This window comes from Pseudomonas sp. SST3 (genome assembly GCF_003325755.1).
Genome location: NZ_QORI02000006.1, coordinates 98,431 through 117,314, shown reverse-complemented (window position 1 = coordinate 117,314; position 18,884 = coordinate 98,431). Strand labels below are relative to the sequence as shown.

Here is an 18,884-nt window from a genome sequence, read left to right as displayed (position 1 = left end):
GAATGAGTGTGGCCTGACGCGCCAGAGCCGACTGTGCAGGCTATTGTGTCAAAGAAGAGTAGGCTCGGCGCGCCCAGCCGCGAGTGCGTGCATGGTAATCTTCGTCTTTGCCAGAAACGTGGTCCGGAGCGGCACATGAAGTTCATTCACCAGCGCGAACACCTCAACGAAGACGACTTTGTGATCATCGAATGTTCGCAGCCCTGCAATATCCGTCTCATGAACGACAAAAATTTTCGTAGCTTCAAGAACGGCGGTCGTCATGCCTATCACGGCGGTGCTTTCGACAAGTTCCCAGCGAAGATCAAGGTGCCAAATACCGGATTCTGGAACATCACCATCGACACGGTGACGCGCAAGGCCATCAGTGTCACGCGTAAGCCAGCGCTCACGCATTCAATCAAGATCGTCCGCAACTCCCCCTCCGAACTGCGATAGCTCGCGGCCTCCGGTTGTGCTCATTGACTGAGCGTCATCCGTCGGCTTGTCCACCCTCAAGCGGCGTCAACGCTTGCCTTTCGCATTGCATCTATTTAGCTTTACGTAAAGATTCTTTTGATGGAGCTATTTATGCGCAGACCCGCCTCTGATGACCATGTCGACGGTGTGCTCGCTCAGTGGCACAACGTACGTCCCGAAGGCGATGCATCGCCGATGGCGATCTTCACACGGGTGTATCGGCTGTCGAAATACCTGAACCGCCATATCGCCGCAGTGTTTCGCAAGCATGGTCTGCATGATGGCGAGTTCGATCTGCTGGCAACGCTCTATCGCAGCGGCCAACCGCAAGGACTAACCCCGAATGCCTTGCGCCATGCCGCCGTACTCAGTTCGGGCGCCATGACCAATCGGCTCGACCGTCTGGAGAAAGCCGGTCTGATCCAGCGCGTTCCTAATCCGGACGACCGCCGGAGCCTACTGATACGGCTCAGCGACCAAGGGCAGACCGTGTTGCTCGGCTGTCTGGATGAGTACCTGGCAACCCTGCACCGCATGCAGGCGCCGCTCGATCAGCAACAAAAACAGGCCTTGGCGAATGGTTTGCGTACACTGCTGCTGGCACTGGAGAAGGGCGATGACTGAGGCGAAGCGTGGCACCACTCGTGCGCACCTGGGCATGCTGCTGTGGGCATTGTTCGTTGGTTTGTCCTTTCCCGCGGTAGGGCTGATGAGCGAAGGACTGCCGCCGCTGCTGCTGACCGCCTTTCGTTTCAGCATTGCCGCGCTGGCGTTACTGCCATTGGTGTTACGCCAAAGTGAGCGCTGGCCGAGCTTTCCGGGCTTGTTGCTATATGCGCTGATGGGCCTGAGCCTGGCGGGCTTCTTCGGAACCATGTTTTGGGCCGCGCACCGTATCAGCGCGTTGTCGATGGCCACGCTGTTCGTCAGCGTGCCTTTGCTGGCGTACTGTCTCGGCCGTGGTCTGGGTGTCGAGCGGCCTGCAGGCCGGCTGTTGGCGATCCTCGCGCTGGGCGCGTTCGGAGCCCTGGGGCTGGCGCTAGCCGAAAACAATGGAGACCTCGCCGAACTGAAGTTTGGCGTTGGCGAACTGGCTTTTTTCTTCGGTTGCATCGCCTCCGCGCTGTACCCAGTGTTGAGCAAGTGGGGACTGCATCGTGGTGTATTGGCGCCGCAGGCTGGCTTGCGAACGTTCTGGAGCCTGTTGATAGGCGCGATTCTGATCGCCACGCTAGGATTCATCTGGGAGCAACCGGCCACATTGGCGCGGATGGATCTGCGTGACGTGGCGCTGGTGGTCTACTTGGGCGTGTTCTCCAGCGGAATGACCTTTTTTCTGCAGCAGCGAGCCACGGCGGTGCTGACACCGGGCGCAGTCACGGCTTATAGCTATCTGGTTCCTTTCGTATCGATGCTGCTGCTGTTCGTTGCCCAACCACAACGAATCGGTTGGCATTGGCTGCCGGGTAGCTTGATGGTGGTGCTCGCCATCGCGTTACTGCTACGGCGTGGCGCGAAACATGAATGATTGGCGGTGCGGGTGCGAATCGCGATCACTCGTCATCAGCGCTTGCGCTGGTTGCCCCGAGGCAGCGGATGCGTGTCTGCGGGGAATCCCCAAGGACCCAGTGCTGCTCGTCTTCTAGATACTGCGCTTCCATCACGCTGTTGTAGCTGAACGCCCAATGGCGCCGCTCGCGGCCGTCGACCGACTCGATGCGGACAACGATATCGTCGCTGGCGAATGGCTCACCGGCGATCGCAGCTGCCTCGGCGCGGTCGAGCAGTTCGTCGTTGAGGGTGAACTGCCAGGCATGCAGACCATCGACTTCGAGCATGTCGGCTGTTTCAAGTTCATCGAGCAGATAGCGGGTTTCGGTAAGCATGGTGTGCTCGCGTAAGGGGCGGGATTGCTGGCAGATCTGTATGGCCCTCAATACCTATACAAGGTATCGAGGGTCAATGCCTGGTCTCAGTTGTCGTAGCCGAGGTTAGGCATCAGCCAGCGTTCTGTCACGGCAAGGTCCTGCTCCTTGCGCTTGCTGTAGCTCTCGACCTGATCCTTATCAATCTTGCCGACGGCGAAGTACTGCGCCTTAGGGTGAGCGAAGTACCAGCCGCTGACGGCCGCTGTAGGAAACATCGCGTAATGCTCGGTCAGGGTGACCTGGCTGACGCCGTCGGCATCGAGCAGCTGGAACAGCGTACCTTTCTCGGTGTGATCTGGGCAGGCCGGGTAACCGGGGGCAGGGCGGATGCCCTTGTACTGCTCCTTGATCAGCTCTTCGTTACTCAGCTGCTCCTCTGGATCATAGCCCCACCACTGCTTGCGGACCTGCTGGTGCAGCCATTCGGCGCAGGCTTCGGCCAGCCGGTCAGCCAACGCCTTGACCATGATCGAGTTGTAGTCGTCGCCGGCATCCTGGTAGGCCTTCGCGACCTCTTCGGCGCCGATCCCAGCGGTGGTGATAAAGCCGCCTACGTAGTCAGTCACGCCGCTGTCCTTCGGCGCGACGAAATCGGCCAGCGAGAAATTCGGCTTGCCGTCGGTCTTCACCGTCTGCTGACGAAGATGATGGAGTGTCGCCAAGGCTTCGCCTCTGTCGCCATAAACCTGGATATCGTCTTCGTCGACCTGGTTGGCCGGCCAGAAGCCAAACACTGCGCGAGCCTTGATCAGCTTTTCATCGACCAGCTTGGTGAGCATCGCCTGAGCATCGTTGAACAGCGAGGTGGCGGCTTCGCCGACGATCTCGTCCTCAAGGATGCGCGGGTATTTGCCTGCCAGATCCCATGAAATGAAGAACGGCGTCCAGTCGATGTACTCGACCAGCGTGCGCAGATCGATATCTTCCAGCACCTTGCGACCGGTGAAGGTCGGTTTGACCGGTGAGTAGTCGCTCCAATCGAACTTGGGTTTGACGGCGACAGCTTCGGCGTATGTCAGACGCTCGGTACGAGCGCTGCGGTTGGCGGTGCGCTCGCGGATCATTGCGTACTCTTCGCGGGTCTTCTGCGCAAAGACCGGCTTGAGCTCTTTCGACAGCAGCGTCGTGGCCACACCGACCGCGCGCGAGGCGTCGGTGACGTAGACCACCGCATCGTTCTTGTAGTGCGGATCGATCTTCACGGCCGTGTGGGCCTTGGACGTGGTCGCACCGCCGATCATCAGCGGCAAGTGGAAGTCCTGTCGCTGCATCTCGCGGGCCACATGAACCATCTCGTCCAGGGACGGGGTGATCAGGCCGGATAGGCCGATGATGTCGCACTTCTCGGCGATGGCCGTCTGCAGGATTTTCTCCGCCGGCACCATGACGCCCATGTCGACCACGTCGTAACCGTTGCAACCGAGCACCACGCCGACGATGTTCTTGCCGATGTCATGCACGTCGCCCTTGACCGTTGCCATGAGGATCTTGCCCTTGGCTTCGGGCTTGTCGCCTTTTTCCGCTTCGATGAACGGGATCAGGTGCGCAACGGCCTGCTTCATTACGCGTGCGGACTTGACCACCTGCGGCAGAAACATCTTGCCCGAGCCGAACAGGTCGCCGACCACGTTCATGCCGCTCATCAGCGGCCCTTCGATGACTTCGATGGGCCGCGCGCATTGCTGCCGGCACTCTTCGGTATCCTGGACGATGTGGGTGGTGATGCCCTTGACCAGCGCGTGCTCCAGTCGTTTTTCAACGGTATAGCTGCGCCATTCCTCGGTTTCCGCTTCCTTGACGCTGCCGTCGCCCTTGAACTCGTCGGCGATTGCCAGCAGCGCCTCGGTGCCGTTGGGGGTGCGGTTGAGTACCACGTCCTCGACTGCGTCGCGTAGCCTCTTCGGGATCTCATCGTAGATTTCCAGCTGTCCGGCGTTGACGATGCCCATCGTCAGTCCGTTCTGGATCGCGTAGTACAGGAAGACCGAATGGATTGCTTCGCGCACCGGGTTGTTGCCGCGGAACGAGAACGACACGTTCGACACGCCGCCGGACGTCAGGGCATAGGGGAGGTGGTCGCGGATAAAGGCGCAGGCTTCGATGAAGTCGACAGCGTAGTTGTTGTGCTCCTCGATCCCGGTGGCGATAGCAAAGATGTTCGGGTCAAAGATGATGTCTTCCGGTGGGAAGCCGACTTCGTTAACCAGGATGTCGTATGAGCGTTGGCAGATCTCGCGCTTGCGCTCGGCGGTGTCGGCCTGGCCGGCTTCGTCGAAGGCCATCACCACCACGGCGGCGCCGTAGCGCTTGCAAAGGCGAGCGTGGTGCTTGAACGCCTCGACGCCTTCCTTCATCGAGATCGAGTTGACGATGCCCTTGCCCTGGATGCACTTGAGGCCGGCTTCGATCACTTCCCATTTTGAGGAGTCGATCATGATCGGCACACGGGAAATGTCCGGTTCGCCTGCAATCAGATTGAGGAAGGTCACCATGGCCTTCTTCGAATCCAACATGCCCTCGTCCATATTGATGTCGATCACCTGAGCGCCGGCTTCGACCTGCTGCAGGGCGACTTCCAGTGCCTCGGTGTAGTTGTCTTCACGGATCAGGCGGGCAAAGCGGGCAGAGCCGGTGATGTTGGTCCGTTCGCCTACGTTGACGAACAGCGAGCTGCGATCGATGGTGAAGGGCTCGAGACCCGACAGTCGACAGGCTTTGGGAATATCCGGAATGGCTCGCGGCGCGTACTTCGCGACGGCTTTGGTGATTGCCTCGATGTGGGCGGGCGTCGTGCCGCAGCAGCCGCCAACAATGTTGAGGAAGCCACTGGCCGCGAACTCCTCGACCACCCGCGCCATTTCCGCCGGGCTCTCATCGTACTCACCGAAAGCATTCGGCAGGCCGGCGTTGGGGTGGGCCGAGACATGGGTTTCGGCCTTGTTCGACAGCTCTTCCAGATAAGGACGCAGCTCTTTTGCGCCCAGCGCGCAGTTCAGCCCGACCGAGATTGGATTGGCGTGGCGTACCGAGTTCCAGAAAGCCTCGGTGGTCTGGCCGGACAGGGTACGTCCAGAGGCGTCGGTGATGGTGCCCGAGATCATGATCGGCAGCTCGAAGCCGATTTCTTCGAAGACCTCCTGAACGGCAAAAATCGCCGCTTTGGCGTTGAGCGTGTCGAAGATGGTCTCGATGAGGATCAGGTCCGAGCCGCCTTCGATGAGACCGCGAGTGGCTTCGGTGTAGTTCTCCACCAGTTCGTCGAAGGTGACGTTGCGGTAGCCCGGGTTGTTCACGTCCGGTGACAGCGAGCACGTGCGGCTGGTCGGACCGAGCACGCCAGCGACGAAGCGTGGGCGGTCCGGCGTCTCGGCCGTCTTGGCATCGGCTGCCTGGCGGGCAAGACGGGCGCCTTCAACGTTCAATTCATATACCAACTCCTCCATACCGTAGTCGGCTTGGGAAACGCGAGTGGCATTGAAGGTGTTGGTCTCGACGATATCGGCACCGGCATCGAAGTACGCTTTTTCGATAGCGCTGATGGCGTCGGGCCGGGTGAGGATCAGCAGGTCGTTATTACCCTTCAGATCCTGCGGCCAATCGGCGAAACGTTCGCCGCGGTAGTCGGACTCCTCCAGTTTGTAGCTCTGAATCATGGTACCCATGCCGCCGTCGAGTATCAGGATGCGCTCCTTGAGGGCCTGTTGGAGTGCCTGGAGACGGGCGTTGCGGTCGAACATGGGGACTACCTGAAGCTGGTTGCGAAGACCGCGAATGATAGCAAAGCTGCACGCTTTTTGATCATTGCACGCTTTGCATGAATTTGATTCATGTCGCTAATCTATCGGAAGTGTTTGCAGGCCAGCGATGGCACTCGGTCCCAGGCTCCGTGCTGCCTGATCACCGTCTCGGTATAAAGACCGAAGAGGCCCGGATTGACCTGGTTTGCCTATGTAGAATTGCTCCGCTGCTATCTCCTACTAAAATACTAGGACTTTATCCGGCGCGGTGGTTGGCGTACACTGCGCTCCATGTCTGAGAGGAGTTCCCATGAGCGCCATTACCATTACCGAAGCTGCACACGATTACCTGGCCGATCTGCTTGAAAAGCAGAACACCACAGGCATCGGCATCCGGGTCTTCATTACTCAGCCCGGCACACCTTACGCTGAAACCTGCATCGCCTATTGCAAGCCTGGCGAAGAAAAGCCTGATGACATCGCAATCGCACTGAAAAGCTTTACCGCGTGGATCGATGGCGTCAGCGAGCCCTTTCTGGAAGATGCGCTAGTGGATTACGCCACCGACCGCATGGGCGGTCAATTGACCATCAAGGCACCGAACGCGAAGGTGCCCATGGTCAGCGAAGACAGCCCGCTGAACGAGCGTATCAACTACTACCTGCAGACCGAGATCAACCCGGGACTCGCCAGCCACGGTGGCCTGGTCACGCTGATCGATGTAGTCGATGAAGGTGTGGCGGTGCTCCAGTTCGGTGGCGGTTGCCAAGGCTGTGGCCAGGCGGACGTCACGCTCAAAGAAGGTATCGAGAAAACGCTGCTGGAAAGAATTCCCGAGCTCAAAGGGGTGCGTGACGTGACCGACCACACCAACCGGGATAACGCCTACTACTAGGCTGTAATAGCCCAAGCGATGGCTGTTTCAGCCATTCGTGGGCAAAATGCCACTATTCTTTCGAAAGCACCACCACGGCGCTCGCCTGCTGGGATAAGCTGTCTAGGTCCCTGAGACCTGGCTAGCTGAGCGAGCGCTGCATGTCTGCCGTTTCCCTTTTGATTTGCGATGATTCGAGCCTGGCGCGCAAGCAATTGCTGCGTGCGTTGCCTGCTGCCTGGCCGTTGGATATCTCGCAAGCGGGAAGTGGTATTGAGGCGCTCGATAAGGTTCGTGATGGCGGCATCGATGTCCTCTTGCTCGATCTGACCATGCCCGATATGGACGGCTATCAGGTACTTGCCGCGCTTCGCGATGAACATCTCGATTGCAAAGTCGTGGTGATCTCGGCGGATGTCCAAGAAGAGGCTGTACGCCGCGTACTGGAGCTGGGGGCACAGGCATTCATTCGCAAACCAGCCGATCCGGTGCATCTGCAACAAACCCTGGCCGGACTCGGGGTGGTCGGCGACGAGTTGCCGATGCTCGGTGAGAGAAAAGCGGGGGCCATTCCTTTTCGAGACGCTTTTCGCGAGGTGGTGAATGTCGCGATGGGGCGTGCGGCGGCACTGCTTGCAAAGGTGCTCGGCGTTTTCGTTCAGTTGCCCATCCCCAGCGTGAACATCCTTGAGGTCGGTGAGTTGCATATGGCACTTGCCGATGTGGCCCAAGGCGATAAGTTAACTGCGGTTTGCCAGGGATATATCGGCGGCGGTATTGCCGGCGAGGCGCTGCTGATCTTTCACGATTCGGAGGTGGCGGATATGGCGCGTCTAATGCGCGCCGGCGACTACCTTGAGCTTGAAATGCTACTCGATTTGTCGAGTCTGCTGATCAGTGCGTGCCTCAGCGGTATCGCCGATCAGATCGACGTGGTCTTCTCTCAAGGACATCCGCAGTTGCTTGGTCAGCATGCTTCGATCGAAGAGCTTATCCGGCTCAACCGTCAGCGCTGGAAGAGCACGCTCGCGGTGGAGATCAGCTACAGCTTGGAGGGGCACGATGTTCATTTCGATCTATTGTTGCTGTTCACCGAAGACTCGGTTGAGCTGCTGTCTCGCAAACTCGCCCACCTGATGAGCTGAGCATGTCCGACTCGATCAATCTGAGCGAACTTCACTGGTTGCTGGCAATCGTCCAGAGCATCGACGTCGGTGTGGTGGTGCTCGATCGCGAATATCGCATCAATGTGTGGAACACATTCATGGAGAACCGCTCCGGGCGGTTGCCCGAGGATGTGCGAGCGAAATCCTTTTTCGAGCTGTTTCCTGAAGTAGATGAGCGCTGGTTCCGGCGTAAGGTGGAAAGCGTCGCGACACTGGGCACGCCCTCGTTCACCATTTGGGAACAGCGCCCCTATCTGCTGCGTTTCAAGAACTACCAGCCGATCACAGGCCTGGAAGATTTCATGTACCAGAACACCACGCTGATGCCGTTGAAGGGGCTCAGTGGGAGCATCGAGCAGATCTGTTTGATTATCTATGACGTCACCGATGTGGCCATCAACCGCCTTCAGTTGCAGGCAGCGAATCAGGAGCTGCAGCGGCTGTCCAGCACTGATCGCCTGACGGGGCTGTTCAACCGCGGCCATTGGGAGGAGATGTTGCGTCAGGAGTATGCCCGGCATCGCCGTTACGACCGCAACGCGGCGCTGGTGATGTTCGATTTGGATCACTTCAAGAAGATCAACGACAGCTACGGCCATCAGGCGGGGGACGCCGTGATCCAGCAGACTGCCGAACTCATACGCCAGAACATGCGCGATGCCGATATCGCGGGCCGCTATGGCGGCGAGGAATTCGTCGTGTTGCTGCCGGATACGGAAAGCGAGGGTGCGGTTACATTCGCCGAAAGGCTGCGCCAATCTATCGAAATGCACGAAGTCGTCCATGAAGGGCAGACTATTCGTTTTACCGTCAGTCTCGGTATTGCCGATCTCAGCCAGCCCACCAGTGGCTATGCGCAACTTATCGAACGGGCCGACACTGCGCTTTATCAATCGAAGTCAGCCGGCCGCAACCAGGTCTCGTTATACCGCTAAACGCCCATGTCGCGCGCGGTCAGAAAGTTCAGCAAGGTGACTTCCTCGCTGCTCATCCACTTGCGCTTTCTCGCCTTGGACAGCTGCGCGAGCTCGCCCGAAGCAAAGGCCTCCAGGACGTCGGGATGGACGTAGCACTGGCGGCATACGGCCGGGGTGTTGCCAAGCTGGCGGGACACCTCCTTGATCGTTTCGGCCAGGTTATGGCGGGCTACGGCGTCCGGTTTCCATACACACTTGCGCAGCGACTCCAATGCCAGCGCGCTGCCGGCCCAGGTGCGATAGTCCTTCGCGGTGAAGTCGCCGCCGGTCATCTGTTGAATGAACTGATTCACGTCGTTGGAGCTCACCGGATGGCGTACACCATCTTCGTCCAGATACTGGAAAAGGTGCTGCCCAGGGAGCTCCATACAGCGACGCATGATGCGCGCGAGACGCTGGTTCCGTAGGGTGAGCTGATGCTCTACGCCGCTTTTACCGCGGAATTGAAATCGGATCGCGGCACCTTGCACGGCTACATGGCGGGCCCGTAACGTGGTCAGGCCATAGGAACGGTTTTCACGTGCATAACGCGAATTGCCGACACGAATCAGGGTCGACTCCAGCAGCTGTACGACTAGTGCCATGACTTTCTCCCGCGGCATTCCGCGCAGGGACAGGTGCTGTTCCAGCCGCGCGCGCAGCCGGGGCAGCGCTGCGCCGAATGCCAGGATGCGCTCATACTTATTGCAGTCACGAATCTCGCGCCAGCGGGAGTGATAGCGATACTGCTTGCGGCCGCGTGTATCGCGCGCGGTGGCCTGCATATGACCTAGTGGGTCGGGGCATATCCAGACATTCTTGTATGCCGGCGGGATGGCCAGCTTGTTGATGCGCTCGATCTCTGCGGCATCCCGAATGCGCTCGCCGGTTGGCAGGAAGTAAGCGAACTTGCCCCTTAGTACGCGGCGACTGATGCCAGGGCTGCTGTCATCGACGTAGTGCAGGTCGGCTGGCAGAGACGGGCAGAGCGCCGTGCCCGTATCGGGTTGCTCGTCCGCTGGCACCGGACGTACTCCTTCCGCCAAGCCGAGAGCCGTCTCACTGCTCTGATCAACCAGCATTCGAAACTCCTCTCTTCAACGTCGTTCCGGCGCTGGGCAATATGGTCAGGCCACGGTCCTTCCGGCCAGTGACCGCCCAGCGAGAGCCGGCGGCACATGAGGCTGGCTGCGTATGCGATCAGCTTTCCTTTTCTTCACTATTGCGCATCAACAACCGAATCGCGGCTACCAGCTCATCAATCGCTTCGCGATAAATCGCCGGATCCGCGCTTGTCTCAGCATGGTCAGCGTGCTTTCGTGCGGTTTCGAGATGTTCATTTATCGAGGAATAGTCGCCTAGCATAAGTGTGCTCCTGAATCGCGAGTGAAAAGCGCAGTCGCGCGGAAGGGTCCCGTCGCGGTGCCCGTCCCTATAAGGGACCGATGCAAGCGCAGGGGGTTCGCGCCGCATATCAGCGCAAGCGGGGGGTGCTCAGCGCCAGAGTCCATCGCTCGTTGCTACAACGAGGGCAGGCCGCCGACTGCTGCCCCTCGATGGTCTGCGGATATCCGCAGCGTGTGCAGGCATAAAGTCCGCTGGACGGTACCTGTAGATAAACTGGTCGATACTCCTGCGGCAGCACCGAAAGCCCTGGGCGTATCGATTCGGCGTCCTGAAAGAAGAGGCTGACATCTCCGTCGGTTTCGAGAATGCCCAGGCGGACCTGGCCCAGATGTTCGACGCCTTGCTGGCGCAGCTCCATAAAGAATTCGTCAGAGGAAATGTTCAGCTGTTCAAGGCTGTTCAGCTCGTATAGTCCGTCCTTGATGATCGTCACCGGTTTGCCTTCCATCCAGTTGGAGAACCGCTCGTTATGCGTCATCGCCCACACCGTCGCTCGATAGAGCAGCAACAGGGTGACGAACACCGCCGCTATTGGTAGCAGCGGTACATCCTCATAGAAAGATACGTCACCAGCGGCGGAGCCGAGCGTCAGAATCACCACCAGTTCGAACAACGACAGTTGCCGAACCCCTCGGCGCCCGCTGATTTTCAGAAACAGAAACACCGCGGCAAAGGCGAACAATGCACGTAGCGCCACCTCGGCCAAGAACAACAGCGGAAAGTCATTCAGCAGCATTCGCTGCCAGTCGAATGCGGTCATTCGAGGCCCTCGCAGTCGAGCCCGATCATTCGCTAGTGCCCGGCTGCGCGGGCATGGACCACGCGCCCAGCGAAACGCCGTCCCTGCTGAGTTGCAGTCGCGCGTTTTCCAGCAGACCCGCAAGGTGAATAGGGTCGGTGTACTGGGAGCGGGCGATATGAGAAATCGACAATATTTCGTCTCCCACAGCGTCGACCACCCTCAGTGAAAAGCTGGCGTCCTCGTGGTCGGCCTTGGCGGTCGCATGGCAGGGCAGAAAGGCCATTTCGCTTATGCGCATGGCTTCATTGAGTGCAAGGCGTTGAGTGGTCATGGTCATGCTCCGGTGTGCGTTTGTTCATTCTGCGGAGGCGACATCGAACACAAGGTTGATCCCGTCGCCACTGCCGTCCCCGACGACCGAGCCTTGCACGGGGCGATACGTCACTTTTCTGCCTGCATAGAAGTCGCTCAATCGCCGTTGTGCCACTTCGCAGACATGGGTGATCAGCCCGGTGAATTGCGCATCGCGCGGGATGATGAATTTCAATGTGATGCAATGGCCTTCGGGGCCCTCTGGCAGGTTGGCCAATCCACTGCTATGCCATTGATCGTTGACGTAGGCTTCTGCACCTTTCATTGCTGACTCCTCTTGATTCACTTATTGCTGGGACCGTGAAACAAGCGAATGGGTCAGTCAGCGAGGACACGGTGTGCCTTGGTGCGCCCGTACAACGAAAAAGGCCCGGCGTACACACACCGGGCCCTTTGCTAATTCGGAGCGGATATTTATTCCGGCATATGCCAGGGAGCGAGGTTAACGCCCTGACGGCTCAGGTCTGCACGGGCCTGTTCCAGGGACTCGCCAAGTTTGACCGGGTCGGAATAGACGCTGCTGGACAGTTTGCAACGGCCGACGGCGCGGGATTCGCTGCGATCTACCACGGTAATGCTGAGTTCGCCATTGCCTTCGAGCAGCGTCCAGGCGACGCACTGGAACGGCTTGAATGCACGATCAGTAATGAGAAGGGCGTCGTTGAAACGAAGGGGGCTATTCATGGGGCATGTCTCTCTGTGTGATAACCAAGATCGGATTGGAGCCTGCCGCCAGGCTGCCGGCGTTGGCCTTACATATCCATTGATGTACACAGAGGACTGATAAGTCACATCGAGAGTTCGTGACTGAGAAAAATTTCTGCAATTAGCCGAAAGTATAGGCTTAGTTCTGTGCCGCGCTTTCGGATTAATGTGCTTTGCAAGCCCCGATATGACTGGGCTGCAACATGCGCAGCGTCGCCACGATGCGTGCGTTCATGATCGGGTGAGCTGCTTCGGCGTGGCGAAAAGTCGCAACCGACGGAGTCAGGTAGACGGTCAGCTCCCTCGCGGAAACTGACCGTATGTATACAAAAGACAACCGATATTGAAGCTTGGCGGATCAGACCTTGAACTGCTTCAGCAGGCGGTTCAATTGCTCGGCCAGCTCGCCTAGTTGCTTGCCTGCCGCGCTTGATTGCTCTGCGGCCTGAGTGCTCTCCTGCGCCAGGCTCGCCGCTTGGGTTACGTTCTGATTGATGTCCTCGACCACGTGCGTCTGTTGCAATGTTGCGCTGGCAATCGACGCGTTGAGGCCAGACAGATTGCGCAGCGCCTGCGCGATCTGATCGAGGCTCTGCCCGGCCTGGCTGGCCTGTTCTACCGTAGCCTGAGAGGCTCGGCTGCTTTCCATGATGACGGTGACGGCGGCGCCGGAATTTTTCTGCAGGCGTTCGATCATTGTGTGGATTTCTGCCGTTGAGGTCTGGGTGCGCTGCGCCAGCAGACGGACCTCATCAGCTACGACAGCAAAGCCGCGGCCCTGCTCGCCAGCGCGGGCAGCCTCGATCGCGGCGTTTAGAGCCAGGAGGTTGGTCTGATCGGCAATCGATCCGATAACTTCGAGAACTGAACCTATCTTGGTGGTTTCGTCGGCCAGAGATTGAATCACCCCGACCGCTTCGTTGATGGTGGTGGACAGCTGGTCGATCTGCTGAAGGCTGGCTTCGATATTGCGCTGACCCTGACTGGCCTGCTTTTCAGCGTCACCGACTTCGTTCGAGGCGTGCTCGGCATTCTTCGCCACTTCCTGCACGGCATAGGTGACTTCGTTCACCGCCGTGGCGACCAGTTCCATTTGCTGTGATTGCTGCTGGCTTTGCTTGTGCGCCTGACCGGCCAGCCCGCCCAGCGAGTTGGACGAGCTTTCCAGCGAGCCAGATGTCTCGAACAGTTGCGCCATGACGGTACGAAGCTTTTGGATGAATGTATTGAAGTCGCGACTCAGAGTCGTCAGCTCATCGTTGCCAGAAACATCAAGGCTGCGGGTAAGATCGGCTTCGCCGCTCGCTATGTTGGCCATGGCTTGCATCGAATGGCGCAGTGGTTGGGTAATGCTGCGGATGAGGATCGCGACCAACAAGGCCATCAGGATGGCGATGGCGAGGCCGATGGTGGAGAAGCGAACCACATAATTCTGAAACTCCGCCTCGACATCGTCGACATAAATCCCTGAGCCGATGATCCAGCCCCAAGGTTTAAACAGCTCGACATAGGAGATCTTCGGGACAGGATCTTTCTCTCCCGGCTTCGCCCATTCGTAGTCCACCAGGCCGGCGCCTTGAAGCCGTGCAACCTTGACCATCTCGTTGAACAGCGCCTTGCCATTCGGATCCTTGGTCTGGGAGAGGTCCTGACCTTCGAGCTCCGGCTTCATCGGATGCATGAGCATCGTTGGGTTCATGTCGTTGATCCAGAAATAGTCGTTCTGCCCGTAACGGAGCAGCCGAATCTGGTCCATTGCCGCTTTCTGCGCCTGGGCAGTACTCAGAGAACCATTTGCCTCGAGCTGCTGGTAGTAGCCGAGCACGCCGGTTGCCGTCTCGACGATGTTCTGGGTCATGACCTGCTTGCCCTTGTACAGGTCCACCCGTACTTGCTGGATCATTAACAGACCAAGAACGAAGAGCATGGCAATCGCTACTGTGGGGATCAGCCAGAGGCGCTTACTGATGGGGAAATTTCGCAGCAGATTCATTGGGTTGTAAGCTCCTGTTAAGGCGTTGTCTTGTTTATTATTGTGTCGGCGGCTTGGGGTGGAGCATGGCGTCAGGGCCCGCCTTGACCAGTTGCGCTGTGGCAGCAGTTGTTTTTCGGAGCCGTCGAAGAGCTTTTCGGCATCAGCTGAAAAAAGATGAGGGCGGCCGTCAACTATTGGAATTTAATTGTCCAGGACGGGTCAGAACAGCGCCTGAAGTGGCTATCTGACATATACCTTCGTTGCATATTCAAATGCGGTGGTTTGCGCCGCTATCGGGGATTAGATGGATTTTTGGATCGCCTTCCAGGCGTTGCTTCTAGGCGTGGTCGAGGGCATTACGGAATTCCTGCCGATCTCCAGCACCGGGCATCAGATCATCGTTGCCGATCTGATCGGTTTCGGGGGAGAGCGAGCGCTGGCTTTCAACATCATCATTCAGCTGGGCGCTATCCTGGCGGTGGTCTGGGAATATCGCCGCAAGATTATCGATGTAGTGATCGGGCTTCCCAAGGAGCAACAGGCGCAAAAGTTCACGGCTAACCTGGTGGTGGCATTCTTACCAGCCGTCGTCCTGGGTGTGACCTTTGCGGATCTGATTCACGAATATCTGTTCAACCCGATCACAGTGGCAGCGGCCTTGGTCATCGGCGGCGTGGTTATGCTCTGGGCGGAAAAACGCCAACATGACGTTCAGGCCGAAACCGTCGACGACATGCGCTGGACTCATGCGCTCAAGGTAGGCTTCGCGCAATGCCTGGCACTCATCCCCGGAACATCCCGTTCCGGCGCTACCATCATTGGCGGATTGCTGTTCGGGCTTTCCCGCAAGGCGGCCACGGAGTTTTCCTTCTTCCTGGCGATGCCGACCATGGTCGGTGCCGCGGTCTATTCGGGCTATAAGTACCGTGACCTGTTCCAGCCGGGCGACTTTCCGGTTTTCGCGATCGGGTTCGTCACTTCGTTCATCTTCGCAATGCTGGCGGTACGCGCCTTGTTGAAATTTATAGGCAACCATAGCTATGCGGCATTTGCCTGGTACCGGATCATCTTCGGCATCATCATTCTGGCGACCTGGCAGTTCAGCCTGATTGACTGGAGTACCGCTGCTGGCTGAACGCACCAAAGCAGATAGCTGAAGGAGCGCTCCGTGCACGCATACGAACATCAACTGCTTTCCGTCAATGGCATCACCCTCAGCGTCTATTGTGCCGGACCGGCGCAAGGCCCTGTGGTTTGGCTGGTTCATGGGTTTCCAGAAAGTTGGTACTCATGGCGCCATCAGGTACAGGCATTGGCTGATGCTGGCTACCGGGTGATGGTTCCGGAGATGCGCGGCTATGGCCAGAGCAGTGCACCGAACGATGTCGCCAGCTACGACCTAATGACCGTCTGCACAGACCTGCAGGCAGCGATGGATCTGCTCGAGCAGCGCTCTGTGGCTGTGGTGGGTCACGACTGGGGCGCACCGGTTGCCTGGCATCTGGCCCTGCTCGAGCCGGAGCGAATCAAGGCGGTGGGTGCCATGGCCGTTCCGTATGGTGGACGGCCGAAAAAGCCAGCCATCGAGATCATTCGCAGCCACTACGCCGGACGCTTCAACTACATCCTCTATTTCCAGGAGCCAGGCATTGCCGAGGCCGAGCTGGATCAGGATGTCGCACGCACCTTGCGGATGATGATGCACAACACATCGGCAGCAGTCCCCAAGGACTTTTTTTTACAGGATAAGCCTGGCGGGAGCCCGCTCTATCTCCGCATGCAGGACCCGGGCTCGCCCCCGGCCTGGTGCGGACCGGAAGCCTTTGCCGTTTACGTGCGTACCTTCGAGGGGCGCGGATTTCACGGTGCGCTCAACTGGTACCGCAATTTCGAGCGTAACTGGGAGCGGACTGCGCCACTGTCCGAGCGTAAGGTCAAACAGCCGGCGCTGTTCCTGCTGGGTGACAAGGATCCAGTCGGTACGCTCGAAGCGCATACGTTGCAGAAGATGCCTGCCTGGGTTCCTGGCCTGGAGCAGCACGTGCTCGACAATTGCGGCCATTGGATACAGAGCGAGCAGCCGGAGCAAGTCAACGGACTGCTGTTGGACTTTCTAGGTCGCCGGTATCTGCCGCTCCGCTAGCGGAGGGGCGGCTCCCCGCTAGCGAGCAAAAGCATTAGAATCCCCGGTTTTGCCACCGGCCCAGCTGTCATGGAACTACGCGGTCAGCTGAAAAGCTGGAACGATAAAAAGGGGTTCGGCTTTATTCGGCCGGAGCAGGGCGGTGAAGACATCTTCGCTCACATCTCGGCGATGCGTGGTGCTCGCCGACCGGTGCAGGGCGACCGCGTGCTGTACCTGCGCGAGTGTGACAAAGGCGGGCGCTTGCACGCTACACATATTCGTCTGGATGCCCCGCTATCGCTCGACGACCCAACCATTCGCCGTAAGCCGGCAACACCGGCATATCAGTCAGCAAGATCCGCCAAATCTGCGCCACCAAATCGGCGTGACGGGCCAACTCGACAGCCTGCATTGAAATTGGTGGGTTTCATCCTGCTCTGTGTCCTGCCGACGCTCGGTACTCTTCGATTAGCGGAACAGGACAGCTATTGGCCTGCTCTTGCTTACCTATTGGGGAGTCTGGTGGCCTTTGGGTTGTATCTGCATGACAAACGCAGAGCGCTGCGCAGTGGTTGGCGTACGCCGGAGGCCCGCTTGCATCTGATCGAGTTATTCGGCGGCTGGCCAGGTGCATTACTGGCGCAGCAACTGCTACGGCACAAGACTCGCAAGTTTTCGTTCCAATTGGTGTTCTGGCTGATTGTCATGGCGCACCAGGTGATGTGGCTGGATTACCTGTACCTCCAGCGTTTGCACGCGCTGATACGCCTGCCTGTTTAAGCGAAAGGGCGCGTTTTGCCAGGCTTCACGCGTTAATCCTGACCGAAAACTTTCGCGAGATGATCTATCCAGGCGCGAACGGCAGGCAGCATTCCGCGGCGATGAAGGTACGCAATCTGCAGGTGGCCGCCTGGTAGCGTCCAGTCTGGTAAAACACGAATCAGCTCTCCGCTTGCCAGTTCGTCTTCGCAGTAACCACGCGGCAACATGGTCAAGCCGAGCCCCGCCAGCGCTGAGGCCTTTCGAATACCGAAGTCATCGACAACAAGCCGTGGCTCTAGCGCAACCTCACGGATCTCACCATCACCATTGACCAGCCGATAGCGCACCTTACGATCCGCATCGGGTGCGCCTAGCACAGCGAGCTTTGCCAAGTCTTCGGGGTGACTGATGAGCTGCTCGTCGAGCAGACCAGGCGAGCAAACGAGGTAGGCGATGGCCGGCTGCAGACGACGGACGATTAGCGAAGGATCCTCATCATCCGCGGTACGAACTCGCAAGGCGACGTCGATGCCCTCGTTGACCAGATCCACGCGCCGGTTGGTCACGATGGTCTCTAGCGTTACCAGCGGATAGGTCGTGAGAAAGTCCACTACCACCTCGGAGAATCCAGCCACCGCGATGGGGCAGGAAACGCGCACGCGCCCTCTGGGTTCGCTGATGAGACTTGCCACTGCTTCATCCGCCTGTTCCGCTTCCAGCAGCATCGCCTGACAGTGGCGATAGTAGCGGTCGCCAACTTCGGTCACTGCCAGCTTCCGCGTGGTGCGCTGAAGCAGTCGCGCACCGAGGCGCTCTTCAAGCTCGGCGATTCGCCGTGATAGCCGTGATTTGGGGATGCCGAGCTGGCGACCGGCGGCGGCAAATCCGCCGGCTTCGACCACCTTGGCGAAATAAAAAAGGTCGTTAAGGTCTTGCATGGTTGTTTGTCCTATATGCGCGACAAGCTATCGCATTTTTGCTTACTAATCATTGATTGGATTCATCGGTAGGCTTTCTCCATCGAAACGAACCTGCGACGGAGATCTGATATGAACGTACTGCACCTTGACTCAAGCATCCTCGGCGATGCCTCGGCTTCGCGTCAGCTCACCCACGCCGTCGCGACGGCGGTGCGGGCTGCCGAACCGGAAAGCACCTTGCGCTATCGTGATCTCGCCGCTGACGAACTGACCCACCTATCCGGGGCGAGCCTGGCTGCGACCGGTACTCCCGACGAGCTGCGCGACGCCGTGCAGCGTCAAGCAGCCGCATTGGCAGAAGCAACGTTGAACGAATTTCTCGCGGCGGATCTGCTGATCATCGGCGCGCCCATGTACAACTTCAGCGTGCCCAGTCAGCTCAAGGCGTGGATCGATCGTATCGCCGTGGCAGGCAAGACCTTCCGCTACGGCCCCAACGGCGCGGAAGGCTTGGCTGGCGGTAAGCGCGTCATTCTCGTTTCAACTGCTGGAGGTATGCACGCCGATCAGCCCACCGGTGTCGCCCACGAGGGTTACCTGAGATTGGTGCTGGGCTTTCTCGGCATCACCGATATCGAGATCGTCCGGGCTCATGGTCTCGCCATGGGTGGTGCACGCGAAACAGCAATGAGTGCGGCACAGCAGGCGATCGACGAGCTGTTCGAAACCGTCTGATCCAAACGGTTCATGCAAAAG

Annotated in this window: 19 protein-coding genes and 2 pseudogenes; 10 read left to right on the top strand and 11 right to left on the bottom strand. The window is 58.7% G+C overall.

Annotation, left to right across the window (positions count from 1 at the left end):
* The first annotated feature begins 135 nt into the window (after positions 1-135).
* From DQ405_RS08085 to DQ405_RS08075, 3 genes are all read left to right on the top strand, one after another.
* Entirely contained in the window at positions 136-438 is a 303-nt protein-coding gene (locus tag DQ405_RS08085; RefSeq protein ID WP_168423721.1) for a DUF1883 domain-containing protein, read from the top strand.
* Positions 439-570: 132 nt separating this feature from the next.
* Positions 571-1,083, top strand: coding sequence for a MarR family winged helix-turn-helix transcriptional regulator (locus DQ405_RS08080; RefSeq protein ID WP_168423720.1), 513 nt, complete (start codon positions 571-573; stop codon positions 1,081-1,083).
* Positions 1,076-1,987, top strand: a complete 912-nt coding sequence (locus DQ405_RS08075) for a DMT family transporter (protein ID WP_241729870.1) — start codon at positions 1,076-1,078, stop codon at positions 1,985-1,987. The genes DQ405_RS08080 and DQ405_RS08075 overlap by 8 nt, the downstream gene beginning before the upstream one ends.
* A gap of 25 nt (positions 1,988-2,012) precedes the next feature.
* Here DQ405_RS08075 and DQ405_RS08070 read toward each other — a convergent pair whose 3' ends face one another.
* Together DQ405_RS08070 and metH are read right to left on the bottom strand one after the other, a co-directional pair.
* Positions 2,013-2,345, bottom strand: coding sequence for a DUF5629 family protein (locus DQ405_RS08070; RefSeq protein ID WP_168423718.1), 333 nt, complete (start codon positions 2,343-2,345; stop codon positions 2,013-2,015).
* Positions 2,346-2,431: 86 nt separating this feature from the next.
* Positions 2,432-6,124, bottom strand: coding sequence for a methionine synthase (gene metH / locus DQ405_RS08065; RefSeq protein ID WP_168423717.1), 3,693 nt, complete (start codon positions 6,122-6,124; stop codon positions 2,432-2,434).
* Positions 6,125-6,434: 310 nt separating this feature from the next.
* Between metH and nfuA the strand changes: the two genes are divergently transcribed.
* From nfuA to DQ405_RS08050, 3 genes are all read left to right on the top strand, one after another.
* Entirely contained in the window at positions 6,435-7,019 is a 585-nt protein-coding gene (gene nfuA / locus DQ405_RS08060; RefSeq protein WP_168423716.1) for a Fe-S biogenesis protein NfuA, read from the top strand.
* Positions 7,020-7,159: 140 nt separating this feature from the next.
* Entirely contained in the window at positions 7,160-8,143 is a 984-nt protein-coding gene (locus tag DQ405_RS08055) for a response regulator (protein WP_168423715.1), read from the top strand.
* 2 nt (positions 8,144-8,145) lie between these two features.
* Complete coding sequence (locus tag DQ405_RS08050) at positions 8,146-9,099, top strand: sensor domain-containing diguanylate cyclase (protein WP_168423714.1); 954 nt, start codon at positions 8,146-8,148, stop codon at positions 9,097-9,099.
* On the opposite strand, the gene DQ405_RS08045 is transcribed toward DQ405_RS08050, so the two are convergent.
* The 8 genes and pseudogenes from DQ405_RS08045 to DQ405_RS28500 form a co-directional block, all read right to left on the bottom strand.
* Positions 9,096-10,202, bottom strand: a complete 1,107-nt coding sequence (locus DQ405_RS08045) for a DNA topoisomerase IB (protein WP_168423713.1) — start codon at positions 10,200-10,202, stop codon at positions 9,096-9,098. The genes DQ405_RS08050 and DQ405_RS08045 overlap by 4 nt on opposite strands.
* A 118-nt stretch (positions 10,203-10,320) precedes the next feature.
* Positions 10,321-10,485, bottom strand: a complete 165-nt coding sequence (locus DQ405_RS08040) for a hypothetical protein (RefSeq protein WP_168423712.1) — start codon at positions 10,483-10,485, stop codon at positions 10,321-10,323.
* 109 nt (positions 10,486-10,594) lie between these two features.
* Complete coding sequence (locus tag DQ405_RS08035; protein WP_168423711.1) at positions 10,595-11,287, bottom strand: DUF421 domain-containing protein; 693 nt, start codon at positions 11,285-11,287, stop codon at positions 10,595-10,597.
* Positions 11,288-11,312: 25 nt separating this feature from the next.
* Complete coding sequence (locus DQ405_RS08030; RefSeq protein ID WP_168423710.1) at positions 11,313-11,600, bottom strand: hypothetical protein; 288 nt, start codon at positions 11,598-11,600, stop codon at positions 11,313-11,315.
* Positions 11,601-11,624: 24 nt separating this feature from the next.
* Entirely contained in the window at positions 11,625-11,906 is a 282-nt protein-coding gene (locus tag DQ405_RS08025; protein WP_168423709.1) for a hypothetical protein, read from the bottom strand.
* A 149-nt stretch (positions 11,907-12,055) separates the two neighbouring features.
* A complete protein-coding gene (locus DQ405_RS08020; protein ID WP_168423708.1) occupies positions 12,056-12,325 on the bottom strand; it encodes a hypothetical protein in 270 nt (89 codons plus the stop codon).
* A 379-nt stretch (positions 12,326-12,704) separates the two neighbouring features.
* Positions 12,705-13,292, bottom strand: a pseudogene (locus DQ405_RS28505) (methyl-accepting chemotaxis protein); the annotation flags it as partial.
* Positions 13,293-13,562: 270 nt separating this feature from the next.
* Positions 13,563-14,249 (bottom strand): annotated as a pseudogene (locus DQ405_RS28500) (cache domain-containing protein); the annotation flags it as partial.
* A 376-nt stretch (positions 14,250-14,625) separates the two neighbouring features.
* Between DQ405_RS28500 and DQ405_RS08010 the strand changes: the two are divergent.
* From DQ405_RS08010 to DQ405_RS08000, 3 genes are all read left to right on the top strand, one after another.
* On the top strand, positions 14,626-15,456 hold the full coding sequence (locus DQ405_RS08010) for an undecaprenyl-diphosphate phosphatase (protein WP_168423706.1): 831 nt from the start codon (positions 14,626-14,628) through the stop codon (positions 15,454-15,456).
* Positions 15,457-15,489: 33 nt separating this feature from the next.
* A complete protein-coding gene (locus DQ405_RS08005; protein WP_168423705.1) occupies positions 15,490-16,464 on the top strand; it encodes an alpha/beta fold hydrolase in 975 nt (324 codons plus the stop codon).
* Between the two features lie 69 nt (positions 16,465-16,533).
* The gene (locus tag DQ405_RS08000) at positions 16,534-17,226 is read left to right on the top strand and encodes a DUF1294 domain-containing protein (RefSeq protein ID WP_168423704.1); all 693 of its coding nucleotides are present in this window, start codon (positions 16,534-16,536) and stop codon (positions 17,224-17,226) included.
* 32 nt (positions 17,227-17,258) lie between these two features.
* Here DQ405_RS08000 and DQ405_RS07995 read toward each other — a convergent pair whose 3' ends face one another.
* Positions 17,259-18,146 carry a LysR substrate-binding domain-containing protein gene (locus DQ405_RS07995; RefSeq protein WP_168423703.1) on the bottom strand — a complete coding sequence of 296 codons (888 nt, stop codon included), beginning with the start codon at positions 18,144-18,146 and terminating at the stop codon, positions 17,259-17,261.
* Positions 18,147-18,257: 111 nt separating this feature from the next.
* Between DQ405_RS07995 and DQ405_RS07990 the strand changes: the two genes are divergently transcribed.
* Positions 18,258-18,863, top strand: coding sequence for an FMN-dependent NADH-azoreductase (locus DQ405_RS07990; protein WP_168423702.1), 606 nt, complete (start codon positions 18,258-18,260; stop codon positions 18,861-18,863).
* The last annotated feature ends 21 nt before the right edge of the window (positions 18,864-18,884 follow it).

Coding starts and splice junctions, on each gene's coding strand:
- DQ405_RS08085 (WP_168423721.1), top strand. CDS start 136: ATGAAGTTCATTCACCAGCGCGAACACCTCAACGAAGACGACTTTGTG.
- DQ405_RS08080 (WP_168423720.1), top strand. CDS start 571: ATGCGCAGACCCGCCTCTGATGACCATGTCGACGGTGTGCTCGCTCAG.
- DQ405_RS08075 (WP_241729870.1), top strand. CDS start 1,076: ATGACTGAGGCGAAGCGTGGCACCACTCGTGCGCACCTGGGCATGCTG.
- DQ405_RS08070 (WP_168423718.1), bottom strand. CDS start 2,345: ATGCTTACCGAAACCCGCTATCTGCTCGATGAACTTGAAACAGCCGAC.
- metH (WP_168423717.1), bottom strand. CDS start 6,124: ATGTTCGACCGCAACGCCCGTCTCCAGGCACTCCAACAGGCCCTCAAG.
- nfuA (WP_168423716.1), top strand. CDS start 6,435: ATGAGCGCCATTACCATTACCGAAGCTGCACACGATTACCTGGCCGAT.
- DQ405_RS08055 (WP_168423715.1), top strand. CDS start 7,160: ATGTCTGCCGTTTCCCTTTTGATTTGCGATGATTCGAGCCTGGCGCGC.
- DQ405_RS08050 (WP_168423714.1), top strand. CDS start 8,146: ATGTCCGACTCGATCAATCTGAGCGAACTTCACTGGTTGCTGGCAATC.
- DQ405_RS08045 (WP_168423713.1), bottom strand. CDS start 10,202: ATGCTGGTTGATCAGAGCAGTGAGACGGCTCTCGGCTTGGCGGAAGGA.
- DQ405_RS08040 (WP_168423712.1), bottom strand. CDS start 10,485: ATGCTAGGCGACTATTCCTCGATAAATGAACATCTCGAAACCGCACGA.
- DQ405_RS08035 (WP_168423711.1), bottom strand. CDS start 11,287: ATGACCGCATTCGACTGGCAGCGAATGCTGCTGAATGACTTTCCGCTG.
- DQ405_RS08030 (WP_168423710.1), bottom strand. CDS start 11,600: ATGACCACTCAACGCCTTGCACTCAATGAAGCCATGCGCATAAGCGAA.
- DQ405_RS08025 (WP_168423709.1), bottom strand. CDS start 11,906: ATGAAAGGTGCAGAAGCCTACGTCAACGATCAATGGCATAGCAGTGGA.
- DQ405_RS08020 (WP_168423708.1), bottom strand. CDS start 12,325: ATGAATAGCCCCCTTCGTTTCAACGACGCCCTTCTCATTACTGATCGT.
- DQ405_RS08010 (WP_168423706.1), top strand. CDS start 14,626: ATGGATTTTTGGATCGCCTTCCAGGCGTTGCTTCTAGGCGTGGTCGAG.
- DQ405_RS08000 (WP_168423704.1), top strand. CDS start 16,534: ATGGAACTACGCGGTCAGCTGAAAAGCTGGAACGATAAAAAGGGGTTC.
- DQ405_RS07995 (WP_168423703.1), bottom strand. CDS start 18,146: ATGCAAGACCTTAACGACCTTTTTTATTTCGCCAAGGTGGTCGAAGCC.
- DQ405_RS07990 (WP_168423702.1), top strand. CDS start 18,258: ATGAACGTACTGCACCTTGACTCAAGCATCCTCGGCGATGCCTCGGCT.